The following is a 17,421-nucleotide window of genomic DNA, read 5'->3' on the forward strand; positions in this document are numbered from 1 at the left end:
CAGGCGCCTTCACAAGATACCTGCGCATACTTTCAAAGATCGAGGGAAGTGGCCTCAGCGCCGTTCCCGTGTGCTGCGAAGTTTCCTTCGTAGCGAGCCGCCCATTATAGCCGGCTTTTCCGCTTCGTCAACACCTTTTTTTCAAGGCCGTCTCACCGGGGTGGACGTTGTTGCCGATGCTGCTTCGGCGTTGGACCCGAAGGCCTTTCGTCGTTGCGAGCCGCCTATTATGCCGGACTTTTCGAGTCCGTCAACACCTTCGTTCGATCATCTCGTTCGTCGGTGGTGGCATTGCTGTCTGCGTGCCGTTTCCGAAGAGGCGGTGCGCTGCAGCAAGGGAGCGAATTCTAGAGATCCTGCAGATTTCGTCAAGCATTTTTTTGCAGGGTGATGACAGAACCAAGGCAACGTCACGCATGGCATACGCTCGAAGATCACTGTGGCGTTGACCGCGCGTTGCGCGGTCAACGCCACAAGGGCTATCAATGCACGGATGCACAGTGGAGAGACGGCAATGAACATGCAGGTGCGGCAAGCGTGGTGGCGCGACCTTTCAGTACCGGCCCTCGTTGCCGGCTTCATTACTGTGCTGGTCGGCTTCGCCAGTTCGGCCGTCATCGTGTTCCAGGCTGCACAAGCTGTCGGTGCCAACCAGGCGCAGATCGCTTCATGGATGTGGGCACTGGGACTGGGCATGGGTGTCACCTGCATCGGGCTGTCACTGCGCTATCGGGTACCGGTGGTGACCGCATGGTCGACACCGGGCGCGGCGATGCTGGTGGTCGGTGCCGGCGGCGCATCTCTTTCCGAGGCCACCGGTGCATTCCTGCTCGCTGCGGTTCTGGGCATGCTGGCTGGCTTCTCCGGCATCTTCGCCCGGTTGATGCAACGGGTGCCGATAGCGCTGGCCGCCGGCATGCTGGCCGGGGTGCTGCTGCGCTTCGGTCTGGACGTGTTCGTGGCCATGAACACCCAGCTGGTACTGGCGCTTGCCATGTTCGCCACGTGGCTGGCCGGACGCCGCCTGTTCCCGCGCTATGCGGTCATCGCCACCCTGCTGATCGGCATCGCGGTTGCGGCCAGCCGTGGCCTGCTGCACGCACAGCAGGTGCAGCTGCAACTGGCGGTACCGCAATGGGTGACCCCATCCCTGTCCTGGACCGCGGTGGCCGGCATCGCCCTGCCCCTGTTCGTGGTCACCATGGCCTCGCAGAACATTCCGGGCGTGGCGGTGATGCGGGCATCCGGCTACGACGCCCCGGTGTCGCCGCTGATCGGCTGGATCGGTGTGGTCAATACACTACTGGCGCCGTTCGGTGCGTACGCGCTGAACCTGGCGGCAATCACCGCCGCGATCTGCATGGGCCGTGATGCACATGAGGACCCGGCACGACGCTACACCGCCGCCATGGCGGCAGGTGCCTTCTACATCGTCATCGGGCTGTTCGGTGCCACCGTGGCCGCACTGTTCGCCGCCTTCCCCAAGGAGCTGGTGGCCTGCGTGGCCGGTATCGCGCTGTTCGGCACCATCGCCAACAGCCTGGCCAGTGCGCTGGCGGTAGAGCGGGACCGCGAGGCGGCACTGGTCACCTTCCTGGTCACCGCCTCGAGCGTCTCACTGGCCGGCATCGGCTCGGCGTTCTGGGGCCTGGTGGCCGGTTCGCTGTGCCTGCTGGTGCTGCGGCCCCGTCAGGACCGCTGACCCCCCCTACCCGGCCAATGCGGCGCCGACGATGCTCAGCGCCACCGCGATGACGATGGCGATCAGTGTGGCGACCACGCTGGTGCCGCCACGCGCGGTCAGCTCGCTGCGCAGCCGTGCATCATCGTCGCCGGTGAGGGCACGGGCCTGGGCGATCAGGCGCTGGCAGTGCGCCAAGTACCAGCTGTTGCCAAAGATGCCTGTGGTGATGCTCAGCGCGAAGGTGATGACCAGCGACAGGCCATCCGGCACATCCAGCCAGGTCTCCACCACGCTGATCAGCAGCAGCAGGCCAGCCCACATCGCCGCCAGGCGGTACATCCGGCGGTACATCATCCAGATCAGGCCGAGCAGGAAGGCCGGCCAATGCCAGGTGCCACTGCCCGTGGCAATGCCCTGATCCAGCCGCCAGCGCTGGCGATAGATCGGGAAGTTGCCGCCGACCACGCTGGCGTACAAGGCCATCGCGCCCTCCAGCCCGGCAGCCGCAGCCCTGTCCGGTGCAGCGACCGGTGCACGATAGGGATCGGACGGGTCGCCGACATCCGGCGCGATGCCCTCAACCGCGGGGGCTGCGTCGATATCCAGGGCCGGAACCACCTCGACGGGGGTGGAAGCCTGCTCCAGTTCCGCCAACGGCCGCCATGAGGGCATGCCTTCGCACCAGAGCAGAGTGCGCGCCGTAACCGTCCCTTCCTGCTGCAGCTGGCGAAGACCGGCCAGATCCACCGGCCCACTGCTCTGCCTGCCATTGGCGTACCACCATTGTGCTTCCTGCATGTTTTCCGTCCTTGCTACCTGCATCGACAAACTGAAATCGCTGCCCGCGCCTACAGCGCGGTACTGCCCAGGGTCTGCACCAGTTGATGGCGCGCACCCGGCGCAAGCGTAATCTGCTCCGGGCCTGCGTTGGCCACTTCCAGGCATACGTAATCGCGCCAGCCCTCGCCGACATCGGCCATCCTGGCTGCCGCCTCGGCGCCCGGATTCCAGACCACCAGCGTCTGGCTGCCTTCGCTGCGGATCTCGATCCGCCGCTGCAGTACGGGATCATGCAGCACGTAATGGCCGCCGGCACCGGTATAGATGCGATCGCTGCGACCGGGATCACGTGGATCGCGCAATGACCACGGTCCCTGTTGCAGGCGCAGCTGCGCATAGTCCTCGTACTTGTCCAGGTACTGAAGGCCGTCAAGGCCCTCGACCTCGACCCGCTTGGCATCGCCCACCCGGAAATAGCTGTGCAGGGCCTGGGTGAAGGTCACCGGCGAGGTTCCGGTGTTCTCGGTGACCAGCTGCTGGCGCAGCTGGCGGCCAATGCGCAGCTGCATCTGCAGGCGCAGGCCGCGATCGGCGCCGGGCGCAGGCGCCAACTGCAGCTCGACCTCGCCATCATCGCGCTGGCTGGCCTGCAGAAGCTCCCAGCGCGCGGTACGTACCAGGCCATGCGCCGGTACATCGGCGCTCTGGCCCTGGCGACCGAACCACGGCCAGCACACCGGGACGCCACCGCGGATGGGCGTGGGCAGCTCGGCGCGCGTGGGCGAAAGCCACAGCAGATCGGGCTGCCCATCAGGAATGAACGACAGCAGCTGGCCGCCGAACACGCTGACGACCGCCGTGGCGTTGGCGGTTCGCACCTGCCAGGCCTCCAGGCCGTGATACAGGCCGGTGCTGATGTCCGGATTCGACTGCATGCGATGACGCTCCTTGAAGACCGCGGCGATGATGTCGCGGTCAACGTGCCGCCGGCAAGGCTTTCTGCCCAGCGGGTGCGATGGCGGTCGCCTCTTCCTGCAGCGTGCGCAGGATGCGCTGGCCTGCGCGGCCGTCCACCTCGCTCCAGCCCAGGCGCTGCTGCTCGGCCTGGATCGCGCGGCGCGTGGCGGTACCGATCATGCCGTCGGCGGCACCGATATCGTGGCCGCGGGCCAGCAGCAGGGTCTGCAGCTGGCGGCGCTCATCGCGGCCCAGGCCCGGGTCATCGGTCGGCCAGGCGGTGGCCAACCCGTTGCCGCCACGCAATTGGTCAGCCAGCGTCGCGATCGCCAGCGCATAGCTTTCGGCGGCGTTGTAGCTGTAGATCGCGTCGTAGTTGCGGAACACCAGCAATGCCGGGCCCTTGTTGCCGGCCGGCAGCAGCAGCGCCGCGCGCGCATCCGCCGGCAGATTGGCCGGAGCCAACACGCTGCCATCCAGCGCAGTCACGCCCTGCGCACGCCAGTCGGCCAGGGCGCGACGCTGGGTGCGGCCGGCCTGGCTGGCGTGGAAGCCCGCAGGAACGCGGACTTCCACGCCCCACGGCTCGCCGCTGCGCCAGCCGGCGCGCTTGAGGTAGTTGGCGGTGGACGCCAGCGCATCGGGAATGCTGCCGACCAGATCGCGGCGGCCATCGCCATCACCGTCCACGGCGATGCGCGCATAGGTGCTGGGCATGAACTGCGTATGCCCGAAGGCACCGGCCCAGGAGCCGGTGAGCCCCTGGGCCTGCAGGTCGCCGCGGTCGATCAGCTTGAGCAGCGCCAGCAGTTCACCGCGGAAGAAGGGTTGGCGACGGCCGGCGCAGGACAGCGTGGCCAATGACTGCAGCAGCGGGCGCTTGCCGAACACGCGGCCGTAGTCGCTCTCCACGCCCCAGACCGCGACGATGGTGGCCGGATCGACGCCGTACTGCGCCGACACGCGATCGAGCAGGTCGCGGTGCTGCTGCAGCAGGGCGCGGCCATCAGCCACGCGCGGGCGATCGACCAGCGCGGCCAGGTAGTCCCAGATCGGCGTAGTGAATTCGGGCTGTGCATCGAGCAGGCCGAGCACGCTGGGGTCCGGGGTGAGGCCGGCGGTGATCGCGTTGAAACGGTCGGGACTGATGCCTTGTGTCGCAGCGGTGGCCTGCAGGCCCGACAGGCAGCGGCTGAACGCCGGATCGATGTCGCCGGCAGGCGCGGCGGGCGCTGTCGGCGCCGAGGCAAGAGCGGCCGCCAGGCCGAGCGTGGTCAGAATGGGCATGGCGTCCTCCGTGTTGCCGTTGCACGGCCATCTTAGGGGTAGCGGTGCTGCTGAACCTGAAGCGGTACCGGCTGGCCGTCCGCCCTAGATGGCACGCAACAGGCGCAGGCCATAGGCCGGGCCTTCAGCATCCCAGCGCTGCATGACCTGCAGGCCAGCCGGCTGCAGCAGCGCTTCGAAGCTCTCGTCGGTGTACTTGTGGCTGTATTCGACGCGGATCGGTTCGTCGGCCTCGAAATGGAAGGTCCGGCCATCCAGATGGACGTCCTGTGCCCGCTGGCTGACCAGATCGGTCTCGATGCGCAGCCGCGCGACGCTGTAGCGGGCACGATGACGGAAGCCCTGCAGATCGAAGTCGCTGCCGACCTCGCGGTTGAGGCGGGCCAGCAGGTTCAGGGTGAATGCGGCGGTGACGCCCTGCGCATCGTTGTAGGCCGCCTCGATCAGCGCCGGGTCCTTGTGCAGGTCGATGCCTACCAGGGCCAGGCCATCACGCCCCATGGTCTGGCGCATCGCGCGCAGCAGCGCGACCGCGTCCTCGCCTTCAAAGTTGCCCAGCGTGGAACCGGGGAAGAACAGCAGCCGTCGTGCGGGTTCGCGTTCGGGCATGGGTACGGCGACGGGGACGGTAAAGTCGGCACAGACCGGCAGCATCTCCACCTCGGGCAGCGCCGGGGCCAGGTGGTCGATGCTGGACAGCAGCGCGGCACGCGAGATTTCAATGGGCGTGTAGGCCACCGGGTCGTGCAGGGCGGCCAGCAGCAACGCGGTCTTGCGGCCACTGCCGCTGCCCAGTTCCACCACGTGCAGGTGCGGCCCGACGCTTCGGGCGATGTCCGGCAGTACCCGTGAAAGCAGGGCCAGCTCGGTGCGCGTGGGGTAGTACTCGGGGGTCTGCGTGATCTGCTCGAACAGGCGCGAGCCGCGCGCATCGTAGAAGTACTTGGACGGCAGCTGGCGCGGCGTGCGCGACAACCCGGCCACCACGTCGGTGAGGATCTGCTGGCGGCCGGGGGTGAGATCGGTCAGCGCCTGCAGTGCGTCGTGCACCGTACTCATGCGAGGTCCCTGGCCAGGCGCAGCCCGGAGAACTGCCAACGCGCCGGGGGCATGAAGAAGTTGCGGTAGCTGGCACGCACGTGGCCACGCGGCGTGGCGCAGCTGCCACCGCGCAACACCCATTGCCCGCACATGAACTTGCCGTTGTATTCACCGAGGTTGCCGGCGAAAGGGCGGAAGCCCGGGTAGGCGCCATACGCGCTGTGGGTCCATTCCCATACATCGCCGAACAGCTGACGCAGTCCACTGCCCCCTGCAGCCTGCGGGTGCAGCCGATCGTCATCGGCAAAATGACCGCGAGGCGGCAGCGTTGCGGCGGCAGCCTCCCACTCGAACTCGCTGGGCAGGCGCGCACCGGCCCAGCGGGCGCAGGCATCGGCCTCGTAGTAGCTGAGGTGGCAGACCGGCGCATGCGGATCCAGTTCGCGCCAACCGCCCAGGGTGTACTCGCGCTGCAGGGCGTCATCCCAGTACAGCGGGTGCTGCCAGCTCTCGGCTTCGCGCAGCGCCCAGCCTTCGCTGAGCCACCAGCGCGGTTCGCGGTAGCCGCCGGCGTCGATGAAGGCGCGGTACTCGGCATTGCTGACGGGACGCTCGGCCAGTGCGTGCGCGGGGAGCAGCACGCGATGCGCCGGCGATTCGTTGTCGTAGGCGAAGGCGGTGTGCTGCGGCCAGGCTGCGGCGCCGATGGTGACGATGCGCTCGGGCGACTCGATCCAGCCCTGCGCACTGGCAGCGCTGGTTGCAGGCTGCAGGTCCTCGCGGTAGGCCAGCTGCAACGGATTGCACCAGAACGCGTGCTTGATGTCGGTGAGCAGCAGTTCCTGGTGCTGCTGCTCGTGCTGCAGGCCCAACTGCAGGTGCTGCAGTGCCTGCTCATCAAGGTCGCCTGCCGCCAGCCGCGATTGCACCTGTGCATCGACCTGCTGGCGGTAGTCGCGCACCTGCTGCAGCGATGGCCGCGACAGCAGCCCACGCTGCGGCCGGGCGTGCGCCGGGCCGAGGCTCTTGTAGTAGCTGTTGAACAGGTAGTCCCAGGCAGGGTCATGCGCCGGTGCAGGTGGGAAGCCGGCCAGCACGAAGCGTTCGAAGAACCAGGTGGTGTGGGCCAGGTGCCATTTGCTCGGGCTGGCATCGGCCATGCTCTGCAGCATGGCATCTTCGGCGCTGAGGGGGGCTGCCAGGTGCATGCTGCGGTTCCGCACACATGCGTACTGGCGGGCGAGATCGCGCTGCGGGGCAGCGACGGCGGTGGCTACGCTGTCCATCCGGGCAGCATCTGCGCAACAGGGTGAGTGCGATGTCATCGTTCGACGTCAACGCGTTCACATGCGTGACCATCCCGCATTCAAGAAGCCGGTGCGAACGCCGCTAACGGCAATGCTGCGGCCGCGTCGTCACCGCGCTGGAATTCCTGCTTGCCCCTGCATCCGCTCCGCCAGCCTGCGCATTACCTGTTCGTGCTGCCCGCCGTGCTGGTTGCCGTGGTGCTGTGGGCAGCACTGGGCAACGAAGACGTTGCCAGCCCGGCCCAACGCATCCTGCCCTGGCTGCTGGCCTGCCTCGGCGCCGGCCTTGCCCTGCTCTACCACCAGGTGCGTACGCTCTGCCTGCTGCTGGTGGTGGCGGTCATGTTCGCGCTGCTGCACCAGGACGTGGGCGGCTACCTGCACAGCGGCCATGTCACGGCGCTGACACCGCTGCGCTTCCATGCCATTTCGGCCTGGTTGCCCTTGCTGTTCGCGGGCCTGGCATTGTGGCCCGAGCGCGGCCGCCGCCGCCGCGACCTGCTGCTGCGGGGTGTTGCCAGTGGCGCCGCGCTGGTGATCTTCCTGCTGCTGGCCACGCAGCAACCCCGGGGCATGCACGATCTGCTGTCCAACCGCCACTGGAGCTGGATTCCGGCCGACTGGAACGCGCTGGCACAGCTGCCAGCGCTGCTGTTCCTTCTGGCAACCGCCGCGCTGGGCTGGCAGGCCTGGCGGCATCCGCGCCCGTTGCACACGGCGATGCTGCTGGCCCTGCTGTGCCTGTGGTGGATGCTGCCACGGGTGTTCCTGCAGCCGGTGCTGCTGCCGGCACTGGCCAGTGCGGCCCTGCTGCTGATGCTGGGCGCGATGATGCAGGAGTCCTTCCATATGGCCTTCCGCGATGAGCTGACCGGCCTGCCGGGGCGCCGCGCCTTCAATGAGACCCTGCAGCGTGCGCGCGGCACCTACAGCATCGCGATGGTGGACGTGGACCACTTCAAGTCGTTCAACGACACCCACGGCCACGACACCGGCGACGATGTGCTGCGCCTGGTGGCCTCGCGGCTGGCGCGGGTAGGCGATGGTGGCCGGGCGTTCCGCTATGGCGGCGAGGAGTTCGCGGTAGTGTTCCTGGATCGTCCCGCAGCCGCCTGCGTGGATGCAGTCGAGGCGCTGCGGCAGACCATCGAGGACACCCGCATGCAGCTGCGCGACCGGAGCACACGCAGCCGCGACGATGAAACGGGGCGCCGGCAGCGCGGACGCGGCGGAAGCGGGCAGACGGTGCAGGTGACGGTGAGCATCGGGCTGGCAGACAGCCGCGTGGATGAGCGGCCAGCGGCAGTGATCAAGGCCGCCGACCAGGCGCTGTACGCAGCCAAGGACGGTGGCCGCAACCAGGTGCGCGCGCATGCCGAACAGGACGCGCTGGCAGTACGCGCTGGCTGAGGCTCAGGCAGCGTCGAGGTAGTACCAGCGGCCGTCGACGCGCAGGAAGCGGCTGTGCTCGGCCATCTTCACCGCGCTGCCGCCTCCCACGCGGTAGCGGGCGGTGAAGCGCACTTCGGCGCTGTCGGCGCCGGTGACGGTGTGCTCGTGCACGGTCAGGCCCAGCCAATGCGTACGCTGGCCGGGCGCATCATCCAGCGACAACTCGGCCGGACGGGTATCCGGATGCCAGCTCTGGCGCAGATAGTCCGCCAGCCCCCGCACATAGGCGCTGTAACGCGATCGCATCAGGTGCTCGGCATCGGGGGCGGCCTCACCGGCATGGAAACGGCCACAGCAGGCGGCGTACTCGGCGGGAAGGCCGCAGGGGCAGGGATCGGTGGGTTTTCGGCTCATGCGGACATTGTCGCCGGGTTGTGCGGATGGATCCACGCGGGGCACCGGTCAACCAGTGCAGGACAGGCGTATGCTGTCGCGCCCCCATATCGATTGATCGCCGTGCTGGAACTGGTTCCCCCTGAGTTGTGGTGGCTGGTGGTCATCGCCTTCATCGCCGGGCTGGTCGATGCCGCCGTCGGTGGTGGTGGGCTGGTGCAGCTGCCTGGCCTGTTCACGGTGCTGCCGCAGCAGACGCCGGCGATGCTGTTTGGTACCAACAAGTTCAGTTCGATGTTCGGTACCGGTGCGGCCGCCTGGCGCTATGCGCGCAACGTGCGCTTCCCGTGGAAGCCGGTGTTGTTCGCGGCCGGCACGGCCTTCATCTTCTCCTTCGCCGGCGCCACCGCAGTAAGCCTGCTGCCCAAGGACGCGGTGCGCCCACTGGTGCTGGTGCTGCTGGTCGCGATGCTGGCCTACACGCTGTGGAAGAAGGACTTCGGCGCGTTGCACCGGCCACAGGAGATCGGCCGCCGTGAACTGGTGATCGCGCTGGCGATCGGTGCGGCGATCGGCTTCTACGACGGCTTCTTCGGGCCGGGCACCGGCAGCTTCCTGATCTTCCTGTTCGTGCGCTTCTTCGGGCTGGATTTCCTGCGCGCCTCGGCGGCATCAAAGGTGGTGAACCTGGCGACGAATGTGGCGGCGATCTCGTTCTTCGTGCCGACCGGCAACATCCTGTGGCTGTTCGCGCTGCCGATGGCGGCGGCCAACATCATCGGTTCGGTGGTGGGCACGCGCCTGGCGCTGAAGGGCGGCACGCCGTTCATCCGCAAGCTGTTCGTGGGGCTGGTGGTGGTGCTGATCGCGCGGATGGCGTGGGATACGTTCCGCGCTGCGTGAACGCGGTTGCCGGCCAGCGGCCGGCACTACCGGGTCATGAACCCCGCCCATGGGTAGTGCCGGCCGCTGGCCGGCATCCCCATCCGATCGGGTCATGAACCCCGCCCATGTGGTGCCGGCCGCTGACCGGCATTCCCCTTCAATCGGCCAGGTCAGGCCTCGGCTTCTTCCGGTTCGTTGGCCTGCTGGCGGCTGCGCTCGGGCAGCTTCAGGCGCTTGCCTTCCTCGTCATACTCGATCAGCAGCACGCCGGAATCGTGGCGACCGCTGATTTCGACGAAGCAGGCGCCGCCGATGAACGGTTCCAGCGTCATCACCGACTTCAGCGGGGTGGCAACCACCATCTGGAAGCCGAAGTTGTCGAAGATGTTCATTGCCAGTGCGGTGAACTCGTTGTCGGCCTTGTCGAAGGCTTCGTCGAGCACCACTGCGGCGTAGCTGGGCAGCTGGCTGTCAGCACCGCCGAGCTGGTAGCGCAGTGCCGCGGCCAGGCAGGTGGTGGCCAGTTTCTGGCGCTGGCCACCGGACTTGCCGGCGCCGCTGCGGTAGATCTCGACCTGCTGGCGCGTTTCCGCATCCAGCTCGACGCCGATGAACTCCACGTGCATGCGCACGTCCAGCACCAGCTCCCGCCAACGCTTGTCCTCGCCTTCCTGCGAGCCCAGGCGGTTGACCAGCTGGCGCAGCACGGTGAACTGCGATTCGGCCAGCTCGCGCTGCTCGGTCTGCTGCTGCGACAGCACTTCGCGCAGCTGCAGCTGGAACTCGCCCACTTCCGGCAGGCGGCGGTCGCTCAGCTCGATGGTCAGCAGCGTACCGCGGTTGAACGGCACCTGTTCCAGGCTGGCGTTCACTTCATCCAGGCGCTGGCCGATCGACTTGCGGGCCTCGGCGCTGTGGCGCTGCAGGGCCAGCAGGTTGTTCTTGCTCTGGTTCTGCAGCAGATCGAAGAAGCGCTCTTCGTGCTGCGGCAGGCCATCGCGCTCCAGTCGTTCGAGGCGTGCGAGGAAGTCCTCGGCCGAGGCCACCGACACGGTGAAGTCGCCCGATTCCTCCGGCCATTGCTGGATGAAGCGACGGAAGCAGCCGATCAGCTGGTTCTCGATGCGGTTGAGGTCCTGTTGCGAGGACGACAGCTGCTCGTTCAGCGCGTTGCTGACCTGACGCATGTGCGCTTCCAGCGTTTCCAGACTGAGCGGACCCTGCTCCTGCAGGCGCTCGGCAAGGCCGGCTTCCTGCTCCTGGGCCAGGCTCGGCAGCACCAGCGCACGGCTCTGCTGGCGCGCGCGGTCCAGGCGATCGCGTTCCTTGACCAGCTGCCCGCGCTCGACGCGGACGTCTTCATAGGTGCGGCGGGCCTGCTCGATGTCGGCACGCACGGCGTCGATCTGCCTGGCCAGCTTGGCGAGGTCGGCATTGCCTTCGCGCAGGTCGCGCAGCGTGGCCTCGATGTCGCTCAGGCGCTGCTGCGGGGCGGCGATGTCGATCTCGTTCCAGCTGATGCTGACCAGCTCGTGGCAGGCCAGGCGGCGTTCGTTGTCGCGGTCACGCTGCCCACGCAGGCGCGCGATGTCGGTCTCGCAGCTGGCGATGCGCTTGGCCAGTTCCTGAGCTTCGCGCTCGAAGGCGCCCACCTTGTCGTGGTTGTTGAAACCGAGGATCCAGCGACGGCGGTCGCCCACCGCACTGCGGTCATCCTTCTCGAAACGGTCGCCCGGATGCTTGACCTGGCCTTCGCGGGTGATGCCACGGTCGACGTTGCGCAGCTGCTTGGCGTCCACGCACTCGTAGTCGAATCGCTTGCCGAGCTCGCGGCGCAGCCAGCTTTCGAACACGTGTTCGCGCAGTTCCAGCTTGTGCAGCAGCGACTTCGCCGACGGCTCACGGGCGAACGCATCATCGTTGCGGCGCACGCGGTAGTAGGTGAAGCGCATGCCCAGGTGGGTACGGTTCACCCACTCGGCGACGTCGTTGTAATGCTTGTCGTCGACCAGCAGCGACAGCGCGAAGCCACCCAGCACGCGCTCGATGGCACCCTGCCAGCCCTGCTCTTCCGAGCGGACCTGGATCAGTTCACCGACGAACGGCAGCGCCGCTTCAGCGATGCCGGTTTCCTCGGCCAGGCGCGCGCGCAGCTTCTGCATCGGCGCCGGGATGTTGGAGGGCGTGCGCTGCATCGCTTCGAGTTCCGCACGGACTTCGCCGAAGCGGCGCTCGTCATCGCGCTTGCCACCCAGGCGATCGCTGATCGCATCGTCCAGCGCCGAAGAGGCGCGCTGGCGGTCCTGCAGCTCGTTCTGTGCGCGCTCGACCAGTTCGGCGAAGCCGTGTGCGTCGTCCGGCAGTTCGGCCCCCAGCTGCTGCGCGGCCAGGCTTGCCTGCTCGCGCTTGGCCTGGCGGCGGTCGCGCTCGGCTTCGGCGCGGCCCTGCTCGCGTTCCAGTTCTTCGATGCGCTCACCGCCCTGCTGGCGGCGCTGCAGTTCCAGCTCGGCCAGGCGCTCGGTGTGATTGTCCAGTGCGGCACGGCGCTGGGCCTCTTCGCCGAGCAGGCCACGGTCACGCACGTCCATCTCGCGCAGGCGCGCTTCGATCAGCGCCTGGCGGCGGCTTTCACGGAAGCTGTCGACGCCGAGCTTGAGGGCTTCGTCGTCGCCGCGCCGGCGGTGCATTTCCTTCAGGTCGTTGTAGTAGGCGCGTGCCGGCAGCAGGGTCTCCACCTGGCGACGGGCGGTGACCACCGCCTGGTGCGCGCCATCGAGCTCGGCGAAGTCGCTGACCAGGCGTTCGGCGGCGTCGAAGGTCTTCGGCGTGTCGAGCATGAAGTCGCGCAGGAAGACGTTGAGGTCGCCCAGGTTCTTCGCCGACTGCGTCTTGTGCAGCAGGCGCAGCGCCATCTCGTTGTCGATGCCGAGCAGGTCGCGGAAGCGCTCGGCGTAGCCGGAGAAGGTGTCGAAGTGGTGCAGGTCGGACAGCTTCTGCTTGAGCTTGCGCAGGTCCAGGTCGAACCCACCAAGATCCTTGGCGATGTCGAACGGGCGCTCGGCAATCATGTAGTGCTTGCGCACGTCACCGGCCGAGGTGCCGTTGCCGGAGATCCACAGCAGGCGCACCAGGCTGACCACGCGGCCATCGCCGGCGCGGTATTCCAGCACCAGTGCGGTCCAGGTGGCGCCCTTGCGCAGGTACTGGGTGGCGATTTCGCCGGTGCCGCTGTCCTGCTGGTCAGCCCACGCGCCACGCACGTAGGACACCAGGTTGCGGTCGCGGCCACTGCGCTCGGCTTCACGCGCAGCAGCGTTGAAGTCGACGATGGCCGGCGGCGTCAGCAGCGCGGACATGGCATCGAGCAGTGTCGACTTGCCCGAGCCGGAACGTCCGACGAACAGGAAGCCGCGCTCGGCGATCGGTACTTCGGTCAGGCCGTTGAAGGTGCCCCAGTTGTGCACCTGCAGGCGGCGCATGCGGAACTGCTGCAGGCGCGGGTCCGGCAGGCCTTCGTTGAACAGGGCGGGAGTGTGCTTGGAGATAGCCATGCGATGGTCGGGTCTCTCAGGCCTCGGCGGCCGGGGTTTCGCGCAGCTGGCGGTAGACCGCCGAGAGCTGGGACACGTCTTCGGCGGAGAACAGCAGCTTCAGCGCCGGCGAGACTTCGTGACGGTCTTCCTGGCCGCTGAGGCGGGTCAGGATGTGGTTGTCCTTCATCTTCTGCACCGCCGAGGCGACGCGGCGGTTGAAGCCGGCGCGGTCGGTGGACAGGTTCTTTTCGTAGATGGCCAGTGCTTCGGCCATTTCGGCATCGGCGACCACCGCGCGGTTGCCGCGCGCATCGGCTTCGGCCAGCTGCTGGCGCAGGTACAGCAGCAGCACCGAGTCGATGAAGGTCAGCGGCGAGGTGCGCAGCAGCACCGGCGCATCGACGTCTTCGGTATCGGCCTGGCGGGTGAACGCCACGCCGCTGTCACGGTCGAGCACCAGTTCCAGGAACAGGTCCGCCAGCGACGAGCGGATGGCCGCTTCGCTGCGGATCAGTGCCGGCCACAGCTTGGCGTGGCGCAGCTGGTCGATGCTGGGGCCGATCAGCAGCTGGCACAGCGCGCGGCGCGCATCCAGCGGCAGGCGCCCGGTGTCGCCGAGGTAATAGACGTCGTTGCCACGGCGGGGCTGCGCCACGGCCGCCACCGGTTCGGCCTCGTAGGCGTCTTCCGCCACGTCGGCCTGCGCTGCGTCGATGGGATCTTCATGCCAGCTCATGGCGTCTCTCCTGGGTGAACCAAACCAGCGGGATGCGGGCGCGACGGACCTGGCCGTCGCCACCACGCCATTGCGCAAGCTCCTGCTCGCCGGCGACCACGTTGCCGAAGCGCGTGCCCAGCGACAGATAGCCGATGACGCTGCCAAGACCCTGCGGCGCCTCGCGCTGCGACAGGGCCTGGGCGATGCTGAGCCGCGGCTGTGCGTCGAGCAGGTCGTGCAGGTCGCGGCGCAGGGTGCGGAAGTCGATTTCGGACGAAGCGACCAGGTCGCCGACGCTCTCCAGGCTGATCGCGGCCGCGTCGTTGTACTCGACATTGCCGTCGACCTGGGCGCTGCGCGGATCATGCAGCTTCCACTGCGACCACGAGCGCAGGCGGCTGGTGGTCAGCTGCAGGTCGCGGCCGATGCCGCGTTGTGCGGGGAATTCGTCGCGCAGGGCCAGCGCTTCGGACTGCGCCTGCTTCAACAACTGGTTGAGGCGGCGCTGTTCCAGGTAGCCACGGCTCTGCACGAAGCCGCGCAGGCTGCGCGCGAAGTTCTGCAGGACGTCGTGTACCTGGCCACCGCGCTCGAGCATGGTGCTGGTGAAGCTGCGCAGGAAGTTGCGTTCGTTGCGGTCCAGGCGGCGGGCGAAGCCGCGCGCCAGCACCGCTTCCAGCGCGGCATCGAGCTGGGCACTCTGTTCGGCGTCGTTGAGCAGGCGCCAGAAGGCCTGGAAACTGCGCCCGGCGTCACTTTCGCCAATGACATCCACACCTTCGAACAGCTGCGACAGCACATCGCCGCGCTCGCCCTCGTCGTCGATGATGCGTTCGCGGAAATCGCGGTTGAGCTGCTCGAAGTCATCGCGCACGCGGCGGAAGTCCTCGGTCAGCTCGTCGGCCAGGCCGATGATCTGGCGGGTGCGTTCCAGCGCGCGCTTGCCGTCCAGCGCAACCATGCGGCCGGTACCGACCCGGGCGATTTCGGCATCGATGCGGTCGCGCTCGTCGTGCAGCGCGGACAGGCGCGCATCGGGATCGGCTTCGGTCTGCGCAGCCAGCGCCGAGAGCTGTTCAATGACCAGCGCCAGGCGGCTTTCGGTGGCGGCCACGCGGGCCTGCTCGAGGCCGTCGGCGAAGCGGATCGCCTGCAGTGCCGCGGTCGCCAGCTCGTACTGCTCCTGGTCGGCGCCTTCGGGCAGACGGCGTTCCAGCCAGCCCTGGGCCAGCCAGTGCGCGATGTAGGCCTGCGCGGTGCGCGGCAGCTCGCGCGAGAGTTCATCGCCGGCCAGCTGGTCCAGCGCGCGCTGCAGTCGCTCGTTCAGTACCGAGGACGGCAACGTGCGCTCGCCGTCCATCAGCAGGCCCTGCAGCAGGCCGATGATTTCCGGAGCGTGGTCGGCGGCAAGCAGCTTCCACTGGGGCTGTTCGCGCAGGTGGCGATAACGGGCAATGCGTTCGCGATGCTTCATGCAGCGAAAGAAGTCTGTAGGGCTGACAGGGACAAACCGCCATGCACAGCTGCCGCGTGGACAGCCGTGGGCATGCCGGCCTGCAGGAGCCGGCGTGGTGCGGGCAAGCGGCTCAGCGCTTGCCGCCCACTTCGATGAAGCGCAGGAACTCGGCGCGGGTGCGCGCGTCGTCGCGGAAGCTGCCCAGCATCTTGGAGGTGACCATGCTGACGCCGCGCTTGTGGATGCCGCGGGTGGTCATGCACTCGTGGGCGCCTTCGACGACCACGCCGACGCCGATCGGCTGCAGCACATCCTGGATACACTGGGCGATCTGCGCGGTCATCTTCTCCTGCACCTGGAAACGGCGGGCGTAGGCTTCGACGACACGGGCCAGCTTGCTGATGCCCACCACCTTGCCGGCCGGCAGGTAGCCGACGTGCACGCGGCCGATGATCGGGGCCATGTGGTGCTCGCAGTGGCTTTCGTACTCGATGTCGCGCAGGACGATCAGCTCGTCGTAGCCGGCCACTTCCTCGAAGGTCCGCTCCATGTAGGCGCGCGGGTCGTCGCGGTAACCGCTGAACCAGTCGCCATAGGCTTCGGCGACACGGCGGGGGGTATCCAGTAGGCCTTCACGGGACGGGTCCTCACCGGCCCAGCGCAGCAGGGTGCGCACGGCATCCTCGGCCTGGTCCTGGGTCACGTCGCCCTGCGGGGCGGCCTTTTCGTTGTTCTTGCTCATTGCGTACAGCGTCCCGAACGGGGGGCGAGCATCGTACCCGACCGGGGGGTGGGTCGTCCTGTTGGTCGGGTTCATCGGGGGTCTGGCGGCGCCTGCCTGTTACGGGTCTGGATGGGGAAGGGCGGCAGGGCAGGACACGCCGTAAACCCGTCCATGGGGGCTCGGTCGGCGCATCCATGCGCCTCACGGTCCTGCCCTGCCGCCCTTCCCCATCCCTGACAGTTTCCCGCGGGCGCGGCCGGACCGCCCGAAAGCGGGGGCAAAAGCGGGGGTTCATGGCTTCGGAAGCGGCGCGCCGCTGCTGTGGTGTTTTGTGCATTGGTGGGTGCGGACCGTTGGTCCGCACTGCTTCTGCGCTTGCTTCTAAGAGCCAACCCACCGCGCTCGCGGGGGATGGGAAGGCAGCGGGGGCCGGGCGGGGCAGGACCGTCCGCGGCATGGATGCCGCGGCCGAGCCCCCAAGGGTGAGGGCGCTTGCTTGCGAGGCATGCCTCGCAAGCGCCCGAACGCCCAGCCGCCAGCGGCTGGGCCGGACCCCGGAGGGGGGTTCACGGCGTGTCCTGCACCGTCCGGCGCCCGCTGCCCCACCCGACACCAGGCAGGCGCAACGCTTTCCTCACTACACCCACCCATTCAGAAAAACCTATTGATAGGAGTGAAATTAGTAGTATCCTATCTATCTCTTATGGACCGACCCCTCGACGAGCGCACCGTGCTGCAGATGCAGCTCAGCTCCGGCCTGCTGTACGCAGGGCGGCAGTGGCAGCGCCTGGCCGACAGCCGGCTCGGCAGCTACGGCATCTCCACCGCCTGCACCATGCCGCTGCTGATGATCGGCCGCTCCGGCGGTGGCATCCGTCAGGTGGCGCTGGCGCAGCAGCTGGGCATGGAAGGACCCTCCCTGGTGCGCCTGCTGGACAAGTTGTGCGCCAGCGACCTGGTCCGCCGCGAAAGCGACGCCAGCGACCGCCGCGCCAACCTGCTGTGGCTGACCGATGCGGGCCATGCGCTGGTCAGCGAGCTGGAAGACCAGTTGATCGGCCTGCGCCAGGACGTGTTCGGCGAGCTTTCCATGGATGAACTGCACGCCGTGCTGAAGGCATGGCGCCTGCTGGCCGAGGCCGCCGACCGCATCACGTAAGACCGCTGCCCCCGAACACCGCCGCTGCCGTGCACACGCCAGCGGCTTTTGCCCGTTGCCGTTTTTTCGTTGTTCCTCCCCTCCCCCCACCTCGCCCCCGCCCCT

General features: G+C 67.9%; 14 protein-coding genes. 4 read left to right on the top strand and 10 right to left on the bottom strand.

The genetic code is table 11. From position 1 onward, the window contains the following. Positions 1–514: 514 nt before the first annotated feature. Positions 515–1,702: a benzoate/H(+) symporter BenE family transporter gene (locus tag AC5P68_RS10755; protein WP_495216977.1), complete on the top strand. Its 1,188-nt coding sequence runs from the start codon at positions 515–517 to the stop codon at positions 1,700–1,702. A 6-nt stretch (positions 1,703–1,708) separates the two neighbouring features. Here AC5P68_RS10755 and AC5P68_RS10760 read toward each other — a convergent pair whose 3' ends face one another. The 5 genes from AC5P68_RS10760 to egtB all read right to left on the bottom strand — a co-directional run bounded on the left by AC5P68_RS10760 (position 1,709) and on the right by egtB (position 7,035). Next, on the bottom strand, positions 1,709–2,482 hold the full coding sequence (locus tag AC5P68_RS10760; protein WP_495216978.1) for a DUF2628 domain-containing protein: 774 nt from the start codon (positions 2,480–2,482) through the stop codon (positions 1,709–1,711). 50 nt (positions 2,483–2,532) lie between these two features. Continuing rightward, positions 2,533–3,399, bottom strand: a complete 867-nt coding sequence (locus tag AC5P68_RS10765; RefSeq protein ID WP_329755801.1) for a D-hexose-6-phosphate mutarotase — start codon at positions 3,397–3,399, stop codon at positions 2,533–2,535. Between the two features lie 40 nt (positions 3,400–3,439). After that, positions 3,440–4,708, bottom strand: coding sequence for a lytic murein transglycosylase (locus AC5P68_RS10770; protein WP_495203761.1), 1,269 nt, complete (start codon positions 4,706–4,708; stop codon positions 3,440–3,442). 84 nt (positions 4,709–4,792) lie between these two features. After that, a complete protein-coding gene (egtD, locus tag AC5P68_RS10775; RefSeq protein ID WP_495216979.1) occupies positions 4,793–5,767 on the bottom strand; it encodes an L-histidine N(alpha)-methyltransferase in 975 nt (324 codons plus the stop codon). Beyond that, a complete protein-coding gene (egtB, locus tag AC5P68_RS10780; RefSeq protein WP_049454827.1) occupies positions 5,764–7,035 on the bottom strand; it encodes an ergothioneine biosynthesis protein EgtB in 1,272 nt (423 codons plus the stop codon). Before egtB ends, egtD begins: the two co-directional genes overlap by 4 nt. Before the next feature lie 150 nt (positions 7,036–7,185). On the opposite strand from egtB, the gene AC5P68_RS10785 reads away from it, so the two are divergent. After that, positions 7,186–8,466 (top strand): GGDEF domain-containing protein, encoded by a 1,281-nt coding sequence (locus AC5P68_RS10785; protein ID WP_495222152.1) that lies wholly within the window; start codon positions 7,186–7,188, stop codon positions 8,464–8,466. A 3-nt stretch (positions 8,467–8,469) separates the two neighbouring features. Here AC5P68_RS10785 and AC5P68_RS10790 read toward each other — a convergent pair whose 3' ends face one another. Beyond that, entirely contained in the window at positions 8,470–8,862 is a 393-nt protein-coding gene (locus AC5P68_RS10790; RefSeq protein WP_495216983.1) for a YchJ family protein, read from the bottom strand. 102 nt (positions 8,863–8,964) lie between these two features. Here AC5P68_RS10790 and AC5P68_RS10795 point away from each other — a divergent pair, with 102 nt between their 5' ends. Then, a complete protein-coding gene (locus tag AC5P68_RS10795; RefSeq protein ID WP_005411690.1) occupies positions 8,965–9,744 on the top strand; it encodes a sulfite exporter TauE/SafE family protein in 780 nt (259 codons plus the stop codon). Between the two features lie 152 nt (positions 9,745–9,896). On the opposite strand, the gene AC5P68_RS10800 is transcribed toward AC5P68_RS10795, so the two are convergent. From AC5P68_RS10800 to folE, 4 genes are all read right to left on the bottom strand, one after another. Beyond that, on the bottom strand, positions 9,897–13,277 hold the full coding sequence (locus tag AC5P68_RS10800) for an ATP-binding protein (RefSeq protein WP_033834568.1): 3,381 nt from the start codon (positions 13,275–13,277) through the stop codon (positions 9,897–9,899). 16 nt (positions 13,278–13,293) lie between these two features. Further along, positions 13,294–13,995, bottom strand: coding sequence for a DUF4194 domain-containing protein (locus AC5P68_RS10805; RefSeq protein WP_005411692.1), 702 nt, complete (start codon positions 13,993–13,995; stop codon positions 13,294–13,296). After that, complete coding sequence (locus tag AC5P68_RS10810; RefSeq protein ID WP_495216984.1) at positions 13,982–15,451, bottom strand: DUF3375 domain-containing protein; 1,470 nt, start codon at positions 15,449–15,451, stop codon at positions 13,982–13,984. Before AC5P68_RS10810 ends, AC5P68_RS10805 begins: the two co-directional genes overlap by 14 nt. 112 nt (positions 15,452–15,563) lie before the next feature. Then, on the bottom strand, positions 15,564–16,175 hold the full coding sequence (gene folE / locus AC5P68_RS10815) for a GTP cyclohydrolase I FolE (protein ID WP_004141296.1): 612 nt from the start codon (positions 16,173–16,175) through the stop codon (positions 15,564–15,566). A gap of 685 nt (positions 16,176–16,860) precedes the next feature. Here folE and AC5P68_RS10820 point away from each other — a divergent pair. Next, complete coding sequence (locus tag AC5P68_RS10820; RefSeq protein ID WP_012481667.1) at positions 16,861–17,316, top strand: MarR family winged helix-turn-helix transcriptional regulator; 456 nt, start codon at positions 16,861–16,863, stop codon at positions 17,314–17,316. Positions 17,317–17,421: the final 105 nt, after the last annotated feature.

This window comes from Stenotrophomonas sp. YJH_SMC_58, from assembly GCF_059369635.1.